Source organism: Rhodococcus sp. DN22, assembly GCF_036669995.1.
Taxonomy (GTDB): Bacteria; Actinomycetota; Actinomycetes; order Mycobacteriales; family Mycobacteriaceae; genus Rhodococcus_F; species Rhodococcus_F erythropolis.
Genome location: NZ_CP133328.1, coordinates 212312 through 231447, shown reverse-complemented (window position 1 = coordinate 231447; position 19136 = coordinate 212312). Strand labels below are relative to the sequence as shown.

The 19136-nt window shown below is 60.9% G+C and carries 18 protein-coding genes; 8 read left to right on the top strand and 10 right to left on the bottom strand.

The annotated features are described in order from the left end of the window. Nucleotides 1-201, top strand: a 201-nt coding sequence (locus RA302_RS32800; RefSeq protein ID WP_338481255.1) for a hypothetical protein, incomplete at its 5' end; no start/stop codon positions are given. Nucleotides 202-223: 22 nt separating this feature from the next. Here the strand turns inward: RA302_RS32800 and RA302_RS32795 are convergent. The 3 genes from RA302_RS32795 to RA302_RS32785 form a co-directional block, all read right to left on the bottom strand. Continuing rightward, nucleotides 224-1204, bottom strand: coding sequence for a DUF4192 family protein (locus RA302_RS32795; RefSeq protein ID WP_030537735.1), 981 nt, complete (start codon nt 1202-1204; stop codon nt 224-226). A gap of 236 nt (nt 1205-1440) precedes the next feature. Continuing rightward, on the bottom strand, nt 1441-1797 hold the full coding sequence (locus RA302_RS32790; RefSeq protein ID WP_030537736.1) for a hypothetical protein: 357 nt from the start codon (nt 1795-1797) through the stop codon (nt 1441-1443). Further along, nucleotides 1794-2798, bottom strand: a complete 1005-nt coding sequence (locus RA302_RS32785; protein ID WP_030537737.1) for a DUF3560 domain-containing protein — start codon at nt 2796-2798, stop codon at nt 1794-1796. Before RA302_RS32785 ends, RA302_RS32790 begins: the two co-directional genes overlap by 4 nt. Before the next feature lie 451 nt (nt 2799-3249). Between RA302_RS32785 and RA302_RS32780 the strand changes: the two genes are divergently transcribed. Next, nucleotides 3250-3591, top strand: a complete 342-nt coding sequence (locus RA302_RS32780; protein WP_155277955.1) for a hypothetical protein — start codon at nt 3250-3252, stop codon at nt 3589-3591. A 69-nt stretch (nt 3592-3660) separates the two neighbouring features. On the opposite strand, the gene RA302_RS32775 is transcribed toward RA302_RS32780, so the two are convergent. The 5 genes from RA302_RS32775 to RA302_RS32755 form a co-directional block, all read right to left on the bottom strand. Continuing rightward, nucleotides 3661-4290, bottom strand: a complete 630-nt coding sequence (locus RA302_RS32775) for a hypothetical protein (protein ID WP_030537739.1) — start codon at nt 4288-4290, stop codon at nt 3661-3663. Further along, nucleotides 4290-4901 carry a hypothetical protein gene (locus tag RA302_RS32770; protein ID WP_047269748.1) on the bottom strand — a complete coding sequence of 204 codons (612 nt, stop codon included), beginning with the start codon at nt 4899-4901 and terminating at the stop codon, nt 4290-4292. The genes RA302_RS32775 and RA302_RS32770 overlap by 1 nt, the downstream gene beginning before the upstream one ends. Further along, on the bottom strand, nt 4901-10303 hold the full coding sequence (locus RA302_RS32765) for a telomere-binding protein (RefSeq protein WP_030537741.1): 5403 nt from the start codon (nt 10301-10303) through the stop codon (nt 4901-4903). The genes RA302_RS32770 and RA302_RS32765 overlap by 1 nt, the downstream gene beginning before the upstream one ends. 266 nt (nt 10304-10569) lie before the next feature. Then, entirely contained in the window at nt 10570-10872 is a 303-nt protein-coding gene (locus tag RA302_RS32760) for a hypothetical protein (protein WP_047269750.1), read from the bottom strand. A gap of 453 nt (nt 10873-11325) precedes the next feature. Next, a complete protein-coding gene (locus tag RA302_RS32755; RefSeq protein WP_030537743.1) occupies nt 11326-11664 on the bottom strand; it encodes a hypothetical protein in 339 nt (112 codons plus the stop codon). On the opposite strand from RA302_RS32755, the gene RA302_RS32750 reads away from it, so the two are divergent. Then, nucleotides 11663-11863, top strand: coding sequence for a hypothetical protein (locus RA302_RS32750; protein ID WP_030537744.1), 201 nt, complete (start codon nt 11663-11665; stop codon nt 11861-11863). The genes RA302_RS32755 and RA302_RS32750 overlap by 2 nt on opposite strands. Before the next feature lie 175 nt (nt 11864-12038). Here RA302_RS32750 and RA302_RS32745 read toward each other — a convergent pair whose 3' ends face one another. Next, complete coding sequence (locus RA302_RS32745; protein ID WP_030537745.1) at nt 12039-13001, bottom strand: ParA family protein; 963 nt, start codon at nt 12999-13001, stop codon at nt 12039-12041. A gap of 248 nt (nt 13002-13249) precedes the next feature. On the opposite strand from RA302_RS32745, the gene RA302_RS32740 reads away from it, so the two are divergent. After that, the gene (locus RA302_RS32740) at nt 13250-13726 is read left to right on the top strand and encodes a hypothetical protein (protein WP_155277956.1); all 477 of its coding nucleotides are present in this window, start codon (nt 13250-13252) and stop codon (nt 13724-13726) included. A 69-nt stretch (nt 13727-13795) separates the two neighbouring features. On the opposite strand, the gene RA302_RS32735 is transcribed toward RA302_RS32740, so the two are convergent. Further along, the gene (locus tag RA302_RS32735; RefSeq protein WP_030537746.1) at nt 13796-14488 is read right to left on the bottom strand and encodes a hypothetical protein; all 693 of its coding nucleotides are present in this window, start codon (nt 14486-14488) and stop codon (nt 13796-13798) included. Nucleotides 14489-15380: 892 nt separating this feature from the next. On the opposite strand from RA302_RS32735, the gene RA302_RS32730 reads away from it, so the two are divergent. Genes RA302_RS32730 through RA302_RS32715 form a run of 4 tightly spaced genes read left to right on the top strand, consistent with a single transcriptional unit; the run spans nt 15381 to nt 19135 of the window. Then, on the top strand, nt 15381-15884 hold the full coding sequence (locus RA302_RS32730; protein WP_143542648.1) for a hypothetical protein: 504 nt from the start codon (nt 15381-15383) through the stop codon (nt 15882-15884). Nucleotides 15885-15889: 5 nt separating this feature from the next. Continuing rightward, nucleotides 15890-16597 carry an SAF domain-containing protein gene (locus RA302_RS32725; protein ID WP_051720975.1) on the top strand — a complete coding sequence of 236 codons (708 nt, stop codon included), beginning with the start codon at nt 15890-15892 and terminating at the stop codon, nt 16595-16597. A 4-nt stretch (nt 16598-16601) separates the two neighbouring features. Next, nucleotides 16602-17450, top strand: coding sequence for a hypothetical protein (locus RA302_RS32720; protein WP_051720976.1), 849 nt, complete (start codon nt 16602-16604; stop codon nt 17448-17450). Further along, nucleotides 17447-19135, top strand: coding sequence for a CpaF/VirB11 family protein (locus RA302_RS32715; protein ID WP_051720977.1), 1689 nt, complete (start codon nt 17447-17449; stop codon nt 19133-19135). The genes RA302_RS32720 and RA302_RS32715 overlap by 4 nt, the downstream gene beginning before the upstream one ends. Nucleotide 19136: the final 1 nt, after the last annotated feature.

The window sequence follows — 19136 nt, the reverse complement described above, 5'->3', positions numbered from 1 at the left end:
CGTAGTTCCGGGCTGCGCCCGGAACCGGAAGGGCGCGGGCGGCAAGCCGCCCTGATGACGGAAGTCCTACGCGCTGCGCGCCGGACTCGTGGCTGCTTTTCGTTGTGGCAAAAAAGATTCCAAGAGAAGGCGCGCACAAAAAATGTGTGCGCTGTTTCGGTTGCGGCGCAATCGAAAGTGGTGGTGCCATCCTTTGGCTGATCGGGACGGCACCACCGAATCGTTATCTTCCGGTTCGAGTGCTCGCTGTTACCGCCGCCGTGCGCAGTTGGTCCCAGAGTGCCGGATTCATTCCGAAGTCGAGTGCGCGCTCGAACAACTGCCCGAAGGAATGAGCCGGATCGAGAGTGCGCCCCACGATGAGGGCCTCGCGAGAAAGCGCCGCATGACGCGCCACCCAATGGAATATCGCGCCGATGATGATCACCGGACCGGCAAGGTTGGCGGGCAGTAGTGCCCCTACTTGCCGCAACATCTCAGCGGCGGCATCGGCGTTCTTGTCCGTCACATGCACGAACAACAGATCACGGACAGTCACATCGTGCATCGCGGCCGCGATAAGCGCTGCATGTTCGTCCGTGACGACGATTCCCCCGTCATTCTTTGCACGACCGATATACGGCGCTAATCCACTGGTGAACGCGAGTTCGGCTGCCCCGCGTGGATCCATGGCCGCCAATTTCACTCGCTGCTGATCGAAACCTTGCGCGACCGCTGCGGCGCGCTCTGCGCCGAACTGAGCTGGTTCGAAAGCTGCGCGCATCTGCGCACGAGTCTGCAGCGTGGCCACGCCGAGTGACTGCGCCTCCAACACGATCGGATGCGACCGCAAATCCATCTGGTCACCGGCCTGCAACGCGAGCGATCCGACGCCGTGCCACCGGCGAACGACACCCTCGGTGAAGACGTACACCGGTGTCACCGCATCCGGTCGGAACTGCTCGAACACCTCACCCACAGCATCGCCACGCTCAACCGGCCCGAACACCACTACCAACATTTCGCGGCACTGGGCGAACGGAGTGGCGCCCTCCAGATTCGCCAGAACTCGCCCCGACTCGACATCAGTCAGCTTGATCATCGCAACGGGCATCGGCTCGAGATCGAGGGCGATCACAACCACCTCATCGACAGGAATATGACCGCCGAGCGCAACAGCACCGGCAACGCAATCGGACGGCGAAGACAAACGAAAAGTACTCACAGGTAACCCCTTTGGGTCGTGGGGGTGCGCTGGTGAGGCGCACCGGACTAGGACAACACCGATGACACTGCCACATGCCTCCGACAAAAAGAGCCATGAACGGCGGTGAAATGCCGCCTGCCCTCGCCGTGCCGGGGGCAGGGCGAGACATGGAAGAAGGCCTGGTCGCGCGGTTGCGCGACCAGGCCTGATCCACGGGTGGTGGCCGGCGAATCCTCGGGATGGCGCAGGCTCCGCTATATCGCAGCGACGCTCTCCGCTGTCATGGCTCCGACCGCAGTGCGCACCAGCAGCGAATTGGTTCCCTGCGCCTGTGCGATCCACTCCGACTGTTCACACTCACTGAGGGACAACCATTCTCGCGACGTCAACACCGAGCAGTCGAGTGCTGCAACAACCGTGATTGGTGTGAGAAGCCTCCAAGCGGCCAAACGATAAACATCGGCAAACTGTGCATTGACCGGAGGCCACTGCGCATCTGGGTACAACCTCGAAAAAGACTGCGCTGCAATATCCTCCACTGCCGCAGCAACCGGGTAGTGCCGAGACTGCCGAAACTCTCCGCTGTGGATTTCTGTTCGATGATCACTCATGAGCGGATCTCCTCTGAGGCGGTTCCGGCCGCCGCGGTCTGCGCACCTTCATCGCGACGCTTATGCCCGCTGAGCTTGTGATACGGCATGGTGTCAGTCCAACTCCCCCCGACAATGGAAGGAATCGTCACAGACTTTTTGTTGACCCGGACAACCGGGTACCAACCACCGGACCACTGGACGAGATCGCCCTTCGAGATCGTGTCGGGACCGTAGTTCGTCGCCTTCCCGGATTCGATTTGCTGAGCCCGGACCGCTTCCCAATAGCCGATCTGGTCCTCGCGCTCGGCGATCCTGCTTTCGAGCAGTTCCCGGTAAGCACCTTGCGCAGGTGGGAATTTCTCGACCTGCTTGGTGTCGCCCAGGACAAACAACGTCCGTTCATGTCCGTCGCGTTCGCGCTGGTCCGCCCGCTGATCGGCGTGCAACTTGTCGATGCGGTTCTTCACCGTCACAGGGCTGTAGCGAGCCTCTGTAGTCGCAGCTGCGGACTCTGCACGTCGTTGCGCTTGCCGTGCATCATTCTCGGCGGAAACTGCCTGACCGAGCCGCCTGTGCGCCGTATCGAGTGCTCGGCGATGGCGCTGTTCGGAATGATGACCGATCTTGATCGGCTCTCCCCCTGGAGGCAGCGCTTCGACCGCGCGATGTTCCGCCTTCCACGCCTGCTCCGCCCTATCCGAGCGGCGCTCCGCCTTCTGCTCGAGTGCAGCGACACGCTCCGCCTGCCGCTCGATGCGATCGGCTTCAACCTCGACCGCCGGCCTGACTGTCGCATCGATTGATACCTCGACCTCGAAACCCTGCGCCCGTAAGGCATCCGCCGTCATGTCGATCAAGCGAACCCGGGGCGCTCGATCGCGACTCCCCCGCACTCCCCACATCGCAATGCTGCGAAACCACCGCCACCCGTGCGCCCGCAGTACCTCGCCGGAACCGTCACCGCGGGAGGTTCCATCGATCAACGTGCCATCAACCGCGCTGTGCGAAATCGTCAACATGCCAACTCCAAAATAACCGGTAGAGGGAGGATGGTCAGTCCGCCCACACTTCACTAGGACACCGATCATTCTACCGCCTGACCTGCCGATATACGGCAAACTTTCGATGAAAATGCCCCTGACCCTCACGGTGCCGGGGGCAGCGTGAGGGACAGGGGCGGTGGGCGGTAGGTTGTGTTCCGAACCCGCACTTTCGGCCCTCGGCCGGCATGTGTGTGTTGAAGTGGATGAGGGTATTGAAATGGCAGTAGACAGAGGATGAGGGTCCCCACCGATGACGCAGCAAGAGCCGTGGCGCAGGATCTCCAACCCTGTTGAGTTGCCGGCCTTCAGCGGTGCCGCCGACCTGCGAGTCATTGATGCAGACGTTTTCGAGTGCATCCTTCGTGACCACTTGATTCCGCGATCCTCGGAGCGAAAATACAACGCACATTGGCGAAACTTCTGGAATGTGGTTGCTTTCGACGATGAGTTGGCGGATCGGGCGACCGCCATCCTCGAAGACTTTGTGGACCAATCCAAAGCAGCCCTCGACGCGGGAGAGCTGGATGACAAACAACAAAGCCGCGCCCGGAAATTCCTCGACAAATCTGTCATGGCCCTCGACCGAATCGACAAGGCAGAAAATGCGCCTCTGGCCTGGATAGGTGAGCGGGCAGTGCAGTTCAACCCGCAATCACGAGAGGTCATAGAAAAGCTCGTCCAAGCCATCGCGGAACACCGCAGGACTTTGGACAACGAAAAACTCTGGCGAGTACTCAGACGTGTGGGACTGGACCCGGACGCACGCTGACCCCTCTTTCGTGGCGTTTTTCACCGGTGAGGTGGTCTTTTCAAGACGTCGGTATCGCCCCTGGGGACGTCAGCGCAAAGCCGCGGCGACAGCGATCTGCGAAAGATCCACTGCCGGACCGTCTTCAGCCCAGACTTGAGTCCTACCCACTGCCAGGATCTCGCGAGAAGGCAAGACGCACCACGGCTCGACACGTGAGAGCACCTCGTGAACGAGAACAGTGGCGTGGAACCGTGTCGGTACAGTGGTGACGTCGAGCAACTCACCACGCCGCCGCAGATCCGCAGTCGATCGAGCAGTGCCGTTACTGATCACCACTTGCCGAAGTGGAAGACCGCGTAACGCGAGTACTCCGACGACGTGCGGTTCGAGCCAACCTTGTTCGCGCCATGCGGGAAGGATCCCTCGCCCTTTGGGAAGAGAGATTTTCACAATCGCTTCACGCGCATAGTCAGCAGCCTGCTGTGATCGCTCCTGAGTGTCGGCCGGCGGGCGGCACAACTGCAGAAGTCTGGTGTGCGGAATCGCCGCGTTCTGGCGATTGCTGCCCGCCATCCAGCGCTGGACCGTGCGAACGCTGACGCCGGCGGCATGTGCGACGGCAGCCGTATCGACGTGGCCGACGGGGGTACGCCCGTAGCAGGTCCCCAACATCGCCTCGAGGCGCTTACGCGTCCACCGAGGGGCCGCAGGTGCCATCACGGGCGATCGATCCCCATCTCGTCGATGCGTTCGAATTCCCAGCCGGCGACATACTGCTCGTCGGCATGGTTCGTCATCCACTTGGACACGCCTTCATCGCCGTTCTGCTCGAACGCCGACCACATTGCTTCGACATCGGCAGGGGTCAGTTCGAGTTGGATCTGACGGTCCCGCTTGTAGGTCTTACCGGCGGCGCTCGGACCCTGATGACCACGTATGCGAAGGTGACCACCCCGATTCGCGAGTGCCTTACCCTTCGGCGTCCCTCGAAAAGATGCCAGCGCAGCTTTGCGCCCGCGCTGTGTCGTGGCCGCTTGCCGCGATTTCTTTGCGAGTTTCTGCAACGTGTCAGCTTTGGGCTTACCGATCCGCTGGCGTCCTTCAGTTGCTACCCACCGCTGAACCGTACGTTGTGTTACCCCAAGATCTTTGGCGGCATCTGCAGTGTTGAGGCCACCTCTCTTGTTGAGTCCATACGCAGCGAGCAACAGTCCTCGAACGTCCGGAGCCGCTCGCCCGGGTGAGACCGAGGCGCCGCTTCTTCCAGTGAGGGCACCGAAGATCTTCGACCGGCGGCCAGGATCTTTGTTCGTGTTCCTGCGCGCCATCACTGATCACCGCCAACGGTGTAGTCCGCGGCATTCCAGTCCAAATGGAGTTGGTCTTTTCCTCGGTAGCCCTTACCTGTCAAGAACTCGACCTGATCGGCAAGCAACGCCGAACCCTCCCATTTGTACTGGCCGAACCCGCGACCCAACGTCTCTTGCTCTCCCGGCCAGGACGCGATCGGATCAGAATTGTCGGAGACGTACAGAACGGTGTCGTTCGAGATGGCAACTGGCCACCTATCGCTGGCCTTGCCGATCTTCACCACGCGGCGCAGGATATTCGCTCGGGCTTTCGCGATGATGTGATGGCGCCGTTCCGGTGCATAACCCGGCCGACCCTTCATGAAATCGCTACTGCCAAGCATGCCCAGAGTGCGTGTGTAGACAACCTTGAGTTGATCGCGGGCGAGTTGAGCATCGGGATCAGCAAGGTCCAACGCGGTACGCGCATCGCGGATCCGCTTGTACCAAGGATCGAGAACTCTGCCGTGCTCGTTCCACACGTACGCCTCGATAACTTCCGGCTCGTATCCGAGTTCATGGGCGTACTGCATGGTCGGCGTTGTGACCCACTTGGGCTCGTTGATCGAAAGCCCTCTCGGGTTCAACGGATTCGGGTACCGCCAGTCCGAGGATTCCGGAATCTCGACCTTCCAGTAACCAGGCAGAGACTTGTCGAAGACGGCCCCGCTCTCGTGATGCTGCGGATCTCCGATTCCGAGTTCGAGGCTGGCGATGCCCGCGGCGTGGGATCCACCTCGGTCATACGCGTGAATAAAGAGATGCTCGGCCTCATCGGCGGTCGGCGGCCGTGACCAGTCGATGTCGGTTTCGGTGTTGCTCATCTGGGACGGTGGAATTGGTTGTGACGGAGCGAAAACCGTGTCTCGCTCCCGTGAACGAGTGCTGATCATGAGATCGAAACCGGTCGTGGACGCAGACATTGCCCACGGGAACTTCAACGCATCGGCGAATGTCGCCAACCTCGACGCCAGCACTGCTGGTGTCGGCGCATCAGCGAGGATCGGCATGTCCAACTCGTCCTGGCCCATGGCGGAGACGAACGCTACCCAGACGCCGCGCTCGTCGCCATGCCATACCCGCGTCCACGTACCCAGGCGATCGCCGAGCTTTCCGCCCAGCGACCACCCTTCCTCCAACGCCTCAGTCACGAAAGGGATCCCAGCAGTCAACGAGCGCATTTCTTCAGCGCGCTTGCGTGGATCGTCCCCGAGGGCGCCCGTCTCGATCCCGAACTGACGTGCCATGGCATCGGTGATCCAGATCTGTCCCGGTTCACTCCACCGCTCGTTGACTGCGGTACCGAAATTCTGTGCCCGGATGACCTCTGCGATGTGTCCGACATGGAAGATCGGCCCAGGATCGACTACCTCACCGCTCGGCAGCCACAATCCGTCGACGTCGAGCACCCCAGCCGGGCCGATGAACTTCGGTCGTGCCACAGCAGCGCCGGATGGCGACTTGGACTTGCCGGGAGACAACGACGGCGTACCTGTGCCGTCAATCGGTACTGCGCTCGAAACCGAATGTGCAGAAAGATCAGTGGATTGTGCTGACACCGGCGACGCGTTTTGCACCGGATTTCCGCTACGGACGCTTGAATGTACAAGGGCGGCACGCTTTTCCGATGTACTTCCGAGCCAGCACTGAACGTGCATCGCGTTTCCGTCGAAGGTGAAAGGCGCAAGCTCGCCACACACCAGGCATCCCTGGGCCGGTGACATCGGTTGAGCGACTGCCTTGTGGCCGTCGGCATCGTAATAGCTACCCACCTGGAACTCCTCCGAAATAGCAGGGCTGGTCAGGCTCTGCACGTGCTTGGACACTGTGGACTGTATGTCATCGCTACGACCATCCGGCCCCATCGCCAGCAGATCGACAAGGTCCAGCGGCCGATCCGGAGATGCAGAACCACCAGAATCGGGATCATCGATCCCCGGCCCGCCATCCCCGATCGGGCTGCCACCACCGTCAGGACCGGAACCATCGATGCCATCGATGTCGTCATCGCCGAGGTGCTCGCCGATCACCTTCCACAACCGCAGCGCAGTCAACCTCTGACGTCGATCTTCACAATGAATGGTGCGCTGAACCGTGTACCTGGGTGTTTTACCTGCGCGTTCCTCGCCGATCAGGATTCCCTCGTCGTACAACGCACGTAGCGCCGTACCTCGATCGATTTGCGGCGCATCCGACATCGACTGTGCTGCCGATTTGAGTACCTGCTCGAGCGCTGTCGATTCGACGAGCAACTGCGCTTCGCCGTCCCTCGGAGTCGGATCCGTCAGCACATAGCCGAGCCGGATTCCGCGAGCATCCTCGCGATACTTCTTCACGTCCTGAAACTCGCCGACGAGAGTCCGCTTCCAACCCAAACGCCCAGCCAACGGCCGTCCCGGAGCCTCACCGGTACGCACATCGTCGACGTACGCCAACCCGGTTCGCAGAGCATGCGCAATCAACTCTCGCACCCGGGCACCTGTACGGGAAGGAAGATCCGGATCAGCTGCTGCGGTGATGGCATCACGAAGACCGACATGAACAAGCTCGAGCGTGTGATCGACCTCTGCCTGGGTCAAGGCTCCGATATCGAACAGAAAGCGCGTCATGGCAATCCAGCCACCCCAGACAGCGCCGACGGCTTCGGCCTGCCGGACGCTCTCACCGTGATCGCGCAACGACTCTGCGTATGTCGCGGCCGCCCCGAACGCCAACTCCCGGATCTCTTCCAGCCTGCCCGCCAGGTATTGCAGGAACGACGCCATCAGCAAAGCGCGCCCGTGACGACTTTGGTTCTGGTCGAGTGCGATCAACTGGTCGAGTTCAATTTCATCAGACTGCAACGGCACAGCGAGCATGCGCTGCGCTCCTGACCCTGGGCGAGGCATCACCTCGGACGTCACAACCGCCGATGCCCTCGGCGGAGTGCCGTCGAGAATGCCCAAACCATCTCGTGTCGAACGCGACCGTTGCTCGCCGTTGTGCACCATTCGCGCGAATTCCTCGAGCGATTTCTGCGCTGCACCCCAATCCCGAGTCGGCGCGACGTCATCAGCCCAATAGAGTGCATCCTTCGCCGAATTGAGCTTGATACGAAGAGCATTGAGGGTATCGCCGTTCCCGGACATCGAGGATGCCGGACGGCGACGATCCCACAGCTCACCCCAGTGATGCATCGCAATCGAGGTAAGTGAGGTCTTGTACGACCCAGGCGAACCCACAACCAGCAGCACCCACGGGTTCGGGCCGAGAGCGGACCGATAGACATGACCGAGCAAGGTCGCCGAGACCCGTGCCGGGATTTTGGTCAGCATCGACCCGGAATGAGCGAGGAACGCTTCGCGGAGCCGCGACGCGTCTTCCACAGGTGCCGGCAGGTCGTAACGAGCAAGCGGCCCGCTCAGGAGGACCGGCGCGACCCGGGCGCCGTCATTGCTGATTGCGCCCCCGGCATGGACGAAGAACCATTCACCTTCAGGGGTGCGTCGCCATCCAGTGGAGCGGAATCGAACTGTGCGGGTGATGGTTCCACCAGCAACTTTGAGCGCGTCGCGAAGTTTCGCGATCCCGGACGGTCGTGAATCGTAGGCGGGCGGACCGGGCAGAGACTCCACCCAACCGCAATCACGGAAGTCGAGTGCAGCGATGCGCAGCCGCATGAACTCCCTGGTGTCCGGGTGTGTGTAGCCGATGATGACAGCTGACAATTGCTCCGGCGCTGGAGGATTCGCTTCCTTCTGACCGACGATTCCTTCACGTCCCATCAGCTCGGGAACATCGACGTCCAACGAATCATCGGTAGCTTCGAGATACTCCATCTCCACGATCCGGGCATCTAGACCCAAAACCAGTTTGGCGTTCTCCTCGCCGTCCTTAGTTGTGGTGATCTCCACCAGCTGCATATCGACGATCCGATACGTCGGCGCTGAGATCGCGGATCCGCGGCGAATAGCCGAACCACCGATGGGGGCAGCAGCACCCGCTGCGAAGACACCGGTCTCGCCGGCCTTTCGCTCAGCCGCTTCTGCCTCGGGGACCGGCTCCTCGTCGAGCGCGGGGACGATGTCGATCTGCTCGTCCGGATCCTGAAGCAAGGGAGGGACCGGCAATTGAGCGACGTCATGGGCAGCGCGGGCGGCGCTGCGTGCCAGACGCCAGATCGCAACAGCTTCATCAGCCGCTTGACCTGCCCATTCACTTCCCTCTGTTGCCGCCTGCAGACGGCAACGGTCGACAGCTTCGCTCAATGACTCGAAACGGAGCTCGGACTCCACAGCCCAACGCTTGGCGCGCTTGAGCGCAAGCTCGGAAGACTCTGCATCGGTGGCCAGTGCGGCGTGCGCGGCGGCCTCGGCAGCAGCTTTCTCAACCAAGACGTGTTTGCCGCGCACAGCACCTGCATATGCATGCGCCGCAACCTCCCCCACCCTGACCTCGATGAAGCCACCGAGCTCTTCGTCGCACTCCCACAGGCCACCGTGCACGTGGTCGGTGAAATCGCTCTTCGGTTCGAGTGTGGCGGGCACGAGCAGTTGCACATGTGCGCCCACTCCCCCAAGCAAGGAAGCGAGATCGATCCCACGATCCCACCCGGCGTCGTCACGATCGAGCACGACTCGGACAGTGGCATTCTCGAAAACGGCGGCGCACTCCGCAGGAAAGCTTCGCCCGCCCTGCGCGTTCGTGGTGGCGACAAGACCGACCTGCTCGGCGGTCTCGACATCTTTTTCACCTTCGACCAGCCACACCGGTGTGCCGGCCGAGATAGCGGCGAGGAGCTGAGGAGTCCGATAGAGGACCGACTCGAAATCGCGGGGCTTTTGCTTGACCCGTCGCCCCAGCGCAGAGACGAACACCTGCCGAAACTGCTTGTGCCGGCCGAGCTCGCAGCTGGAGCATTCTTCCCTGACAACCTCCTGGACGAGCGAGCCCTCGGCATCGACGTACGGGTATGTCGCAACCGGCACCCATTCGTGCTCAATCTCAGGGCCTGCAGCTTTGGTGACAATCGACTTCGGGAGGGCCCCGAGCTTGCCTCGGCGCCGGCCAGAGGTTCGCTGTTGGGCCGATCGACCAGCTAACGGATTTGCCGAACTACGAGGGGGAAGAGGTTCGTCGAAGAGATCTGCTGTGGAAATCCCCAAGGCATCGACGATGTCCTGGGCACTTGCCCCGCAGCCGTGGCATTTGAGGAGTACTTTTCCGCCGGCGCCGTCATTGGTCCAGGTCACTGACAGCGAGGCATTCCCGTCATCGTGGACGGGGCATCGAGCTGAAAGCTGAGTGGAGCTACGCACCTTCATGCCACCCGAGGACTCGAGGAGTCCCCGGATGTTCTCCATCGACCACATGTGGCCGCGGTGCGCGGGTGAGGTCGTCATCGGTCACCGACGGGTGCTTGTGTCGTAGACGACACTGCCCACAAAGGTAGTGCCCCTACGCAGGGGTGAGCTACCATGAAGACACACCGCTCCTTTCATCAATCGAATTGAGCAGATACTCCAGCTGGAGTACTGCACACCGGATCCTTTCGCTTTCGCTTTGGTTCCGGTACCAGTTCCTTTCCTGAATTGAACGGATGAATAATTCGAGAAAAGCCCCCCTCCTGCCGCCAAGCACGGGGGGTTTTTCGCTGTCTAGGCCGAGGTCATGTCCCCACCATTCGCAATTGTTGGGGCCGAGATCGACGTTCGACAGCGGCAACCAATCGATCGACCTGAACATCGCTGGACGTGTATTGACGCGGGTCGAGACGATGCAGCGATTCCGGATCGAGCTGAACGATGATGTAGTCGGGCACGTCGAAGCCATGAACGAGCGCAAGGACGAGTACTGCGTAGTCACCAGACGGGAGACCGACTTCCCGGGCGCGCTGCTCGTAGATGTTGTGTTGACATTCAGGCGCCCGGGTTGCAATGAACCCACGCGGCCCCTTGTGTGGACGTGCCATAGCGCAACCTTAGGTCCAATTCGTATCTGATAGCGATTACTCGGATTCGTGGGTGTGTCGCTTGCCAGTGCGGTACTCATGCTGACTTCTCTCCCGCCTTCCCTCGATCGGAGAAACTCCCCTCTCAAAAGAGAGGAGGTTCCCGTCGCCCGCTCCTGTGACAGCTCAGCCGAAAATCTTTTCGTTCAGTCTGCGCACGCGACATGACATCTCTGCACGCCCAGTTCTCAGCAGCGCTTCACGCAGAGCCGAATCTCCCCACGTATTCCTCTACGCGCGAACCTTCGCGAAAATGTGTGGGGAGCGTGGGGAGTGGCAAGAAATGCCAGGTCAAGGCCTATAAATTGCTCCCCACCAGTGTGGGGAGCATGGTGGGGAGCATGGTGGGGAGCATGGTGGAAGACGCGTCGAACTGGTCCACCAGTGATCGGGAAAGAAATTTGCGAACGGGGACTAGCTCGCCCGAGTCCCGAGCTGAAGCTGCAATGCGACAGCCACCACAACACTTCGGGACGGTGCACCGAACTCCGCGACCTTCTCGTCAAGCCAGTCACGTTGAGCCTTGGTGAACCGGAGCTGGACCTGGATCCCTCCGCGGATCTGAGGGGATTTGCGGCGCTTGGGCAAGGAACTGCCGGCAGACTTATTCGCCGCCCCTTGCCGGAGAATCTCCCCGACGTGGTCGATGTGCTCGTCGAGCGCGGCCTCCGCAACGTCGGCGTAGGTTCCGCCGATCCGACCCTTTTCAGCCTTGAGCGCAGTCAAGGTCGCACTGTCGATGTAGATCGGCATGTTCTCGACTGCATCCGCAACGTCCGCTGAACTCTCTGTCGACGACTCGGCGGGCTTCGGCGCTGCCGACGATGCCGGCGATGTTGCAGGCGACTCGGCTGGCTTCGGCGCTGCCGGCGCGCTCGGAGCGGCTACAGCTTCTCGGGGTTGCGTTGGCGCGCTCGTCGCGACTGGGTTCGGCGCGTCGTTCTCTCCCTGAGGTGCAGGGTTCCTCGGCTCCGGGGTCTGTACGGCTGGGCGAACAGGTGAAGCAGCGGACGGGCGCGGCGCACGTGACGGCGGAAGGAAATTCGCAAGGCCCGCTCCCCTTCTGCCTGGGCCGCTGGGCGCGGAGAACGCATCTTCGAGGCTTTCGCGTGCAACCTTGCGTGAAGTCATGACACAGCCTCGACTTCCTGATTGATCTCGGTCAATTTGCCGATGATTTCCATCGTGAGCTTTTCGTAGTCCTCGGCGAGCCCAGTTGCATTGCGCGCCAAGAAATCTTCTTCAGGCTTAGTTCCCGCTCTGAGTGCCTTGAGTCGACCCTTCTGCGCGGCAGCAGCTTGAGTTTCGAGCTCGTGGGCGAGGATGCCGTGTCGGCGCAGGTCAAAGCCGGCCGTCTCGAGGTACCGAATGTAGGTGTCGAAGACGGGAGCAGATTCCCCGATGATTTCGTAGACAGAGTCTCGAACCGCGTCTTCGAGTCGAGAAGACCGGGAACCGATGCCGAAGAGGACGACGCCGGCGAGACGAAGGTCAGGATTGACGCGCCGAGCTCGTTTGAACCGCTTCGCGATGCGGGTGAGGCCGTCGAGGCTGCCCTCGTCTGCTCGCGTGGGAATTACCACGCCCTGGCAGCAGGCCAGCACAGCGTCGAGGATCATGACGTCGCCCGGAGGAGTGTCGAACAAGATGAGATCGTAGTCGGACGCGATACCAGAAAGTGACCGGAATAGCAGGTCACCGAGTGTTTCAGGTTCCCCGTCGTCGTCGCCGTGTGACCTGTTTGCGCGTGAAAACATCAGACCCTGGATGTCGGCGAGAGTGGGCCCTCCCGGAACTACGTCGAGACCTGGCCGGACGTCTTTGAGTAGCGGCGGCTCAGTGCCGGTGATGAGGGCGTTGAGCAAGTCCTGACCGTCGGCGACGTCGTATCCGAGGTCGCGGGCGAGATTCCCCTGAGGGTCGAGGTCGAGGATGAGGACTCGCCAACCACCTGCGGCTGCCAGTCCGCCACAATTGGCACTCAATGAGGTCTTCCCTACCCCGCCTTTGCCGTTGGCGAAGGCGATGGTGTTGGGGATCTGCTTGCTGATTGCAGTTTCGGAAACGGCTGCTGCGATGTTCTGGGCCATTTGGTCACTCCGACGTTGGTGAGGTTTCGGATAAAGAATGTCTGCCGGATTTCACGCCGCACAACGCGTAGGACATCGCGTGTGATTGATGGCGGTAATTACCGGGTGTGTTCACGCTGTAGTACATACAGGAATTACTGCGAGGAACCGCGCGGTAATACGTGCGTGAATCTCTGCCTGCATACAGGTAGTGAATCACGGAGGAAAACTACTTGCAAGTCCTACGTGAAAACATGCAGGTAAACACGGTGGAAATCACGCCAGAAACCACGCCGGAATTATGGCGTGAATGCGTGCGTGTGTTGCCGTACGAACCGACGCCGGAAGTTGCGACGGAAGTGTCGCCACAAGACGGGGTGGAAAGCGCAGGAGAAACCTCAGCGGAACGGCCGGAGGAATGCCCACGTGAAATCACGGCGGAATGCCAGCCAGAAGCCCTGCGGGAATACGTGCCGGAAACGGCGGTAGTCGCCACGCCTCAAAGGGCAGTGGAAGCAACAGGGGAACGAAAGCCATATCCGATGGCGGAGAAGGCAGGAGCACCAACAGTGGAACCCGAAGTAGAAGGCGCAACAGCAGGCATGACGGAACCGGTGCCGGAAGTGGCGGCGGATGAAAGGGGAGAAAACCGGAGGACTCGCTGTGGCCGGCTCGACGCAATTCGGGCCAGATCACCCCGGCGTAGTCGCGCGGGCGATATCTCCGTCCACATCGAGACGAATTGAACGGCATGCGCGATGACGGAACTCGCACCATAAACTATGGTATAAAACTGTTTGACCTGCGAATACTGGTCAATTTGTGAGTGGGGAGAAAGCCTGACGAGGTACCCGGCGAGGATCTCCAGACGGCCCGCGTTCGTGTCGCTGACTGCTGATCCGATTGCTGAGGCCGACCTCGGTCGTCGTATGCAAAGCCTGAAGAAGATCCGAGGTCCGTACGTGTGGTTGCAACTCCACGACGAGGTCGACGAGCGTGTCCTCGAGTAGTTCTTCGGCAGCTCGATAGAGCTTCCACAGTTGGGATAGTTCCCACGCCAGAAGTAAGGGACTGGCGAAGAAGAATCCGGCACACATCTTTCTGATCCTGCGGACTTGAGGATTGCTGAACTGGCCGGCGACGCGAGGGTCGCCCCAGCGCGCGAAGTACGAGCTGGCTGCACAGTCCACGGCGGTCAGATCCAGCAGTGCGGCGATGTCTTCCCAGTGGCCTGCTCCCAAGCCGTACCGGGCCTCCTGCAGGGCCAGCCCGAGTGCACGCTGGCATGTCATCGAGTACTCCGACAGGGCGAGGCGGTATCCCTCCAGATCGCGCAGATCGGCGACGGTCCGGAATTCTTGACATCCTCCGGTGAATTCGGTGGCAACCAGAAGGGCTTCGGTGCCGTCCCAGCGGAACTTCGATTGTTTGTACACCTGTCGATGCCACGCCAGATCATCGATCCAGTGCGCAGGTTCCATGCGCGTCGAACCTAGCGGCAGGGGCATGCCGTCAATGATCGCAGCAATACGAGCCGCTGTCACGAGGAGTGCGGACGGACACGAGGCGTGAGTCAGCGAGCGAGCGGACGGTGGTCATTCGGTCGTTGACTGCGGGACGGTCGACAACCAGTAGCCCACTGGAAGGGTTACGGAAGGGCTCGCGCTGATGGCAGGTGGGTGCATGGTGGGCGCATGGTGGGCGCATGGTGGGCATGCGGTGACGTAGTGGGGAGGTGTCCTTGTGGCGCGAGCGGGCCCTCGGTTGGGTGTGTAACACCATGTTGTCGGGGCCAGGGGCAGACATATGCCAGGGGCAACCGTTCGGCGATGTGTGAACGGACGCTGCCTGTGCTCCCGTGGTGGGAGAAACCGAGACCGACCGAATGGGGACTGAAGTCCTTTTCTTCGTCAATTCGCTTGCGGTTATGCAAGTTTCAATCAAATTCCGTGGCCGTCCAGTCGCCTCTATGTCGGGTCATCAACGGGCTGAATTCCGGCGACAGGGCTTCAATTGACGCCACATCGGAGTATGTATGACGGATGTTACACAGGCAGTGGAAACCCTGTTCTACCACCGAATTGCAGGTTGTTTGCGATTCCATACGAACCGCGCCGTTTATTTGCCTCTGTCAGATAACTGCAGGTCAGATTAGGGTGCTTGCGATGGTTTACCCGCTTTGCAACGTTCTTCCTATTTGGAGCGGGTAACTGACGTGTTCGTGGTGTAACTACCCGCCGCTATACCTAGTCGTGTGGCACAAGGTCAGGGCCACACGCCACACGGCCGAAGCGATAGGCGGATACAGATGATTGAGCAATCAGGAGACGATCACACGTCTCAGCGGCAACCTGAGCGCCTTTCTTCGCGCGCCTACGGGATCAGTCACGGAGGAGTGCGATGAGCTCCCCACGAGCCACTGAGCCGACACTCTCACAAGGGCTCCCCGGGATGCGTCGCCGCCACGAATCCCTCGAAGCTGACTTCGCCACACCAGCGAGCGCTACCTATGCGCTCGTGCCCGACGACGACGATCTCACTGATCCCGTCGTGTCCTCGAATGTCCATCTGCCCACTGCCATCGCCGCACAGTTGGCCGAAGCGCGAACCGAACGTCGGCTGACCACCGGCGAATTCATCATCTGGGCGATCGAAGAAACACTCGATCATCTCAACGACTACGTCCACCCCGGTGGCGTGGTCGGCGGGCGCCTCTTCAAAGCCAGGGGAGTGGGATCGACATCGCCGGCAAAAGTCCCGACCACGCCGGTGGCCTATTCCCTTCGCGCCTCTGACTTCGACGTGCTCGACGAACTGAAGAAGTCCTTCGCCGCGCGATCCCGGAGTCAACTCATCACTGCGGCACTGACCGCGCACTTTCAGCTTGAGACCGAAAAGGACTGAAACCCATGGTTTTCGAAAAACTCCGTACGACAGCAAAGTCCAAAGCCATCGGGGAAGACGTCGATCCGGACAACCCGACCACCCGGCGCGGTTCAGACTTCACCGCAACCTCGAGAACGAAAGTTCGGCGCCGCCCGATCTTCCTCGCAGCCGGCATCGCATTGGTCGTCGTCTTCGTCATCGGAGCTGTCGCCCTGGTCAACGGGATGCGTCAAGTGACGAATGTACTGGTGGTCTCGCATGACATCGCCCAAGGCCAGCAGATCACCTCGCAAGACCTCACCACCAAACAGGTGAACGCCGACGCTGGAATCGCCTCCGTCGCAGTGGAAGACAAAGCCTCCGTCGTCGGTCAGGCAGCGGCCGTACCGATCCCCAGCGGCACCGTTCTGAACCCCAACGCAGTGACCACAGCTGTTATCCCCGGCAAAGGCCTGACCCTCGTGGGTGTCACCGTCAGCTACTCGAAGCTACCCGCCGAACCGCTCCGAGCCGGCGACCAGGTCCGCATCGTCGACACTCCCCGGGACCAGGATGATTCCCCAGTTCAGGGCCCGATAACCAGCAAAGCGCAGGTCGTTTCGACCAGGTTGATTCCGGAAACGTCGGAAACCACCGTCGACGTTCTGGTACAGGCCGACGAAGCCTCCTGGGTATCGGCGCGAGCAGCGACACGGCGCGTCGCTATCGTGCTCGACACCAGAGAGAAGTAGTCAAATGTTCGTCGTACTCGCGTCGGCAACCGGCGCTCCTGGCGTCTCGACAACCGCCCTCGGGCTTGCATTAAGTTGCGAGAGCGGCGGCGTTCTCTATGTCGAAGCCGATCCCGTCGGTGGATCGCCCTTGCACAGCGGCTATTTCAAGTCCTCCCGAGAATCCGCACTCGCTCGCGGCCGCCGATCACTGATCAACCTGGTTGAACCCGCACGACATGGACAGATCGGGCAAGCATTCGGCGCCCAGACACTGAACATCCCAGAGACCAATGTCTGGGCCGTGCCAGGACTCAGAACTGCATCACAAGCAGATTCCATGACCTCCACGTGGGGACCGCTCGGCGCGCACCTGCGCACAATCGATCGGAATGGAGCGACAATCATCGTCGACGCCGGCCGAATCGGACATCGTTCGGGGCCACACGACCTGATGGTGCAATCTGACCTGATCCTGGTAGTAACCCGAACGAGCGCAACAGCTCTCGGCTCACTCAAGGGCGTACTCGACCAGCTGCGCGGCCAGCTCCGAGCGATTCGGTCACCCGCAGCACTCGGGCTCGTGGTGATCGACGACAAGTACTACGGAGCCGCGGAGATCGCAAAGTCTTTCGGTGTCGATGTCGCCTTCACCCTCCCCGATTCCCCGAAACACGCGAAAATCTTCTCAGAAGGTCACCAGCTCACCAAGTTCCAGAGAACCCAGTCCCGATACCTGCGGAATCTCGAAGGTGCATGGCCGAAGATGCAGACCTACGTCGAAGAACATCGGCCCGAATGGGTGAATGCGTCCCGGAATCAAACACTCCCGAGCAACCCGTCAACCCGTGAAGCCCTTGGAGAGTCGTCATGACAGACCGCAACGAACAAGACCCGGCACGCGTTCCACTCTGGTTGGTACTGAACGAGGTCGACGAAGCCGACGCCTTGACGATCGACCAGCACTCAGCTCCACAGGTTGCACCAGGGGCCCACGAAAACGCCGACGCTCACCCCCTCGACGCGACAAGCTCCCATCCCCAGCATCGTAGTAACAGTGCCGCGGCCAACCTCCTCAGCGCCGCAGGTCACGGCAATGCCGCCCCCATCTCGGCCGAGCAACCCTGGCATGCTCCTCCCATCCCGAAGAACACTCCGAAGCCGATCGATTCCGCAATGAATGCTGTTGCGTACCGGCGTCTGGTGCGCAAGCTCGTCGACGAAGCCTCACAAGAGCTCACGTCAATCGTCTCCGAGCGAAAAGCAGACGTCGCCTCCGAGGACGCCCCCGACACTCTCCTTCCGTACACCAAAGACGAAGAGCAGGCCAAGGGCCGCGATATCATCGCCGACAAGGTCAAACGCCACATAGCCGCGGGAATCGAAAGGGGCTCCGGCGCAATCGATCCAGGCGAAGAGGCGCAACTCGCACAAGACGTCTACAACACCATCTTCGGGCTCGGCCCCCTTCAGGTCCTCGTCGACGACCCGAGCATCGAAAATGTTCTCCTCACAGGCACCAGCGTCCTCGTCATGTACCCGGACGGTCGTATCCAGAAGCGCCCCAACATCTTCGACTCCGACGAAGAACTCATCGACTGGCTGATCAACCTCGGCCAACGCGCTGACGGCGGCGGCCGCACATTCGCAGTCAACAATCCGCATCTGCGACTGAACCTTCCCGGCAACATCCGCCTCTCCGCGATGGCATGGACCGTCCCCGAACCCCATGTCGCGATCCGCCTGCACCGCCTCAAAAACATCACACTCGACACCCTCGTCGGATACAAAGTCATGCCCGACCTCCTCTCCCAACTGCTCACCGCGATGGTCATCGGCGGAGCATCCATCGTCACATCAGGACCCATGGGCTCGGGTAAGACAACGCTCACCAGAGCGCTCGCGAACGCCCTGCCGGTCGAAACTCGAATCGGCACAGCCGAAACCGAACGAGAACTGTTCCTCCACGACATGCCCGGCCGTAAAGGGTTCGTCGTGCCGGCCGAGGTCATCAACGGCGGCGGGGAACGAGACTCGACGACAAACGAATTCAAAGGCGGCACAGACCTGTCCGCCATCCTCTACGCGTTCGTGCGCATGCACCTCGAACGAGTAATCGTCGGTGAAGTAGCAGGCAAAGAGATCATCGCGATGTTCAAAGCGATGCAGATGGCCAAAGGCTCTCTCTCCACCACCCACGCAGACGACGCAAAAGGCGCGATCAACCGCCTGGTCACCGTGGCCCTCGAAGCAGGCGTCACCGAACGCTATGCCATCCGACAGGTCGCCGCCCACATCAACCTGATCATCCAGCTCGACACGTCCTACTCCGTCAACGACGCCGGTGAACGCGTCCACACCCGCTACATCAGTGAAGTGATTTGGATCGAGCCGGGGGAGGAGGGCATGCCGGCAGTATCCACCGTCTATCAAGGCCGCCCCGGCGGCACCGGAGAATACGGAACCCTGCCCCCCAAACTTCGCCGCAAAGTCATCGAAGGCGGGTTCCCCGAACACCTGATCCCGCTCCACTCACTGGAATTCGAGGAAGGAAACTAAC

What these genes read in the sequence shown, in the direction of transcription:
- RA302_RS32765 (WP_030537741.1), bottom strand. Translation starts at nt 10,303, where the DNA reads ATGACGACCTCACCCGCGCACCGCGGCCACATGTGGTCGATGGAGAAC.
- RA302_RS32755 (WP_030537743.1), bottom strand. Translation starts at nt 11,664, where the DNA reads ATGCCGATCTACATCGACAGTGCGACCTTGACTGCGCTCAAGGCTGAA.
- RA302_RS32730 (WP_143542648.1), top strand. Translation starts at nt 15,381, where the DNA reads ATGAGCTCCCCACGAGCCACTGAGCCGACACTCTCACAAGGGCTCCCC.
- RA302_RS32745 (WP_030537745.1), bottom strand. Translation starts at nt 13,001, where the DNA reads ATGGCCCAGAACATCGCAGCAGCCGTTTCCGAAACTGCAATCAGCAAG.
- RA302_RS32775 (WP_030537739.1), bottom strand. Translation starts at nt 4,290, where the DNA reads ATGGCACCTGCGGCCCCTCGGTGGACGCGTAAGCGCCTCGAGGCGATG.
- RA302_RS32720 (WP_051720976.1), top strand. Translation starts at nt 16,602, where the DNA reads ATGTTCGTCGTACTCGCGTCGGCAACCGGCGCTCCTGGCGTCTCGACA.
- RA302_RS32760 (WP_047269750.1), bottom strand. Translation starts at nt 10,872, where the DNA reads ATGGCACGTCCACACAAGGGGCCGCGTGGGTTCATTGCAACCCGGGCG.
- RA302_RS32750 (WP_030537744.1), top strand. Translation starts at nt 11,663, where the DNA reads ATGTTCTCGACTGCATCCGCAACGTCCGCTGAACTCTCTGTCGACGAC.
- RA302_RS32715 (WP_051720977.1), top strand. Translation starts at nt 17,447, where the DNA reads ATGACAGACCGCAACGAACAAGACCCGGCACGCGTTCCACTCTGGTTG.
- RA302_RS32770 (WP_047269748.1), bottom strand. Translation starts at nt 4,901, where the DNA reads ATGGCGCGCAGGAACACGAACAAAGATCCTGGCCGCCGGTCGAAGATC.
- RA302_RS32790 (WP_030537736.1), bottom strand. Translation starts at nt 1,797, where the DNA reads ATGAGTGATCATCGAACAGAAATCCACAGCGGAGAGTTTCGGCAGTCT.
- RA302_RS32725 (WP_051720975.1), top strand. Translation starts at nt 15,890, where the DNA reads ATGGTTTTCGAAAAACTCCGTACGACAGCAAAGTCCAAAGCCATCGGG.
- RA302_RS32735 (WP_030537746.1), bottom strand. Translation starts at nt 14,488, where the DNA reads ATGCCCCTGCCGCTAGGTTCGACGCGCATGGAACCTGCGCACTGGATC.
- RA302_RS32785 (WP_030537737.1), bottom strand. Translation starts at nt 2,798, where the DNA reads ATGTTGACGATTTCGCACAGCGCGGTTGATGGCACGTTGATCGATGGA.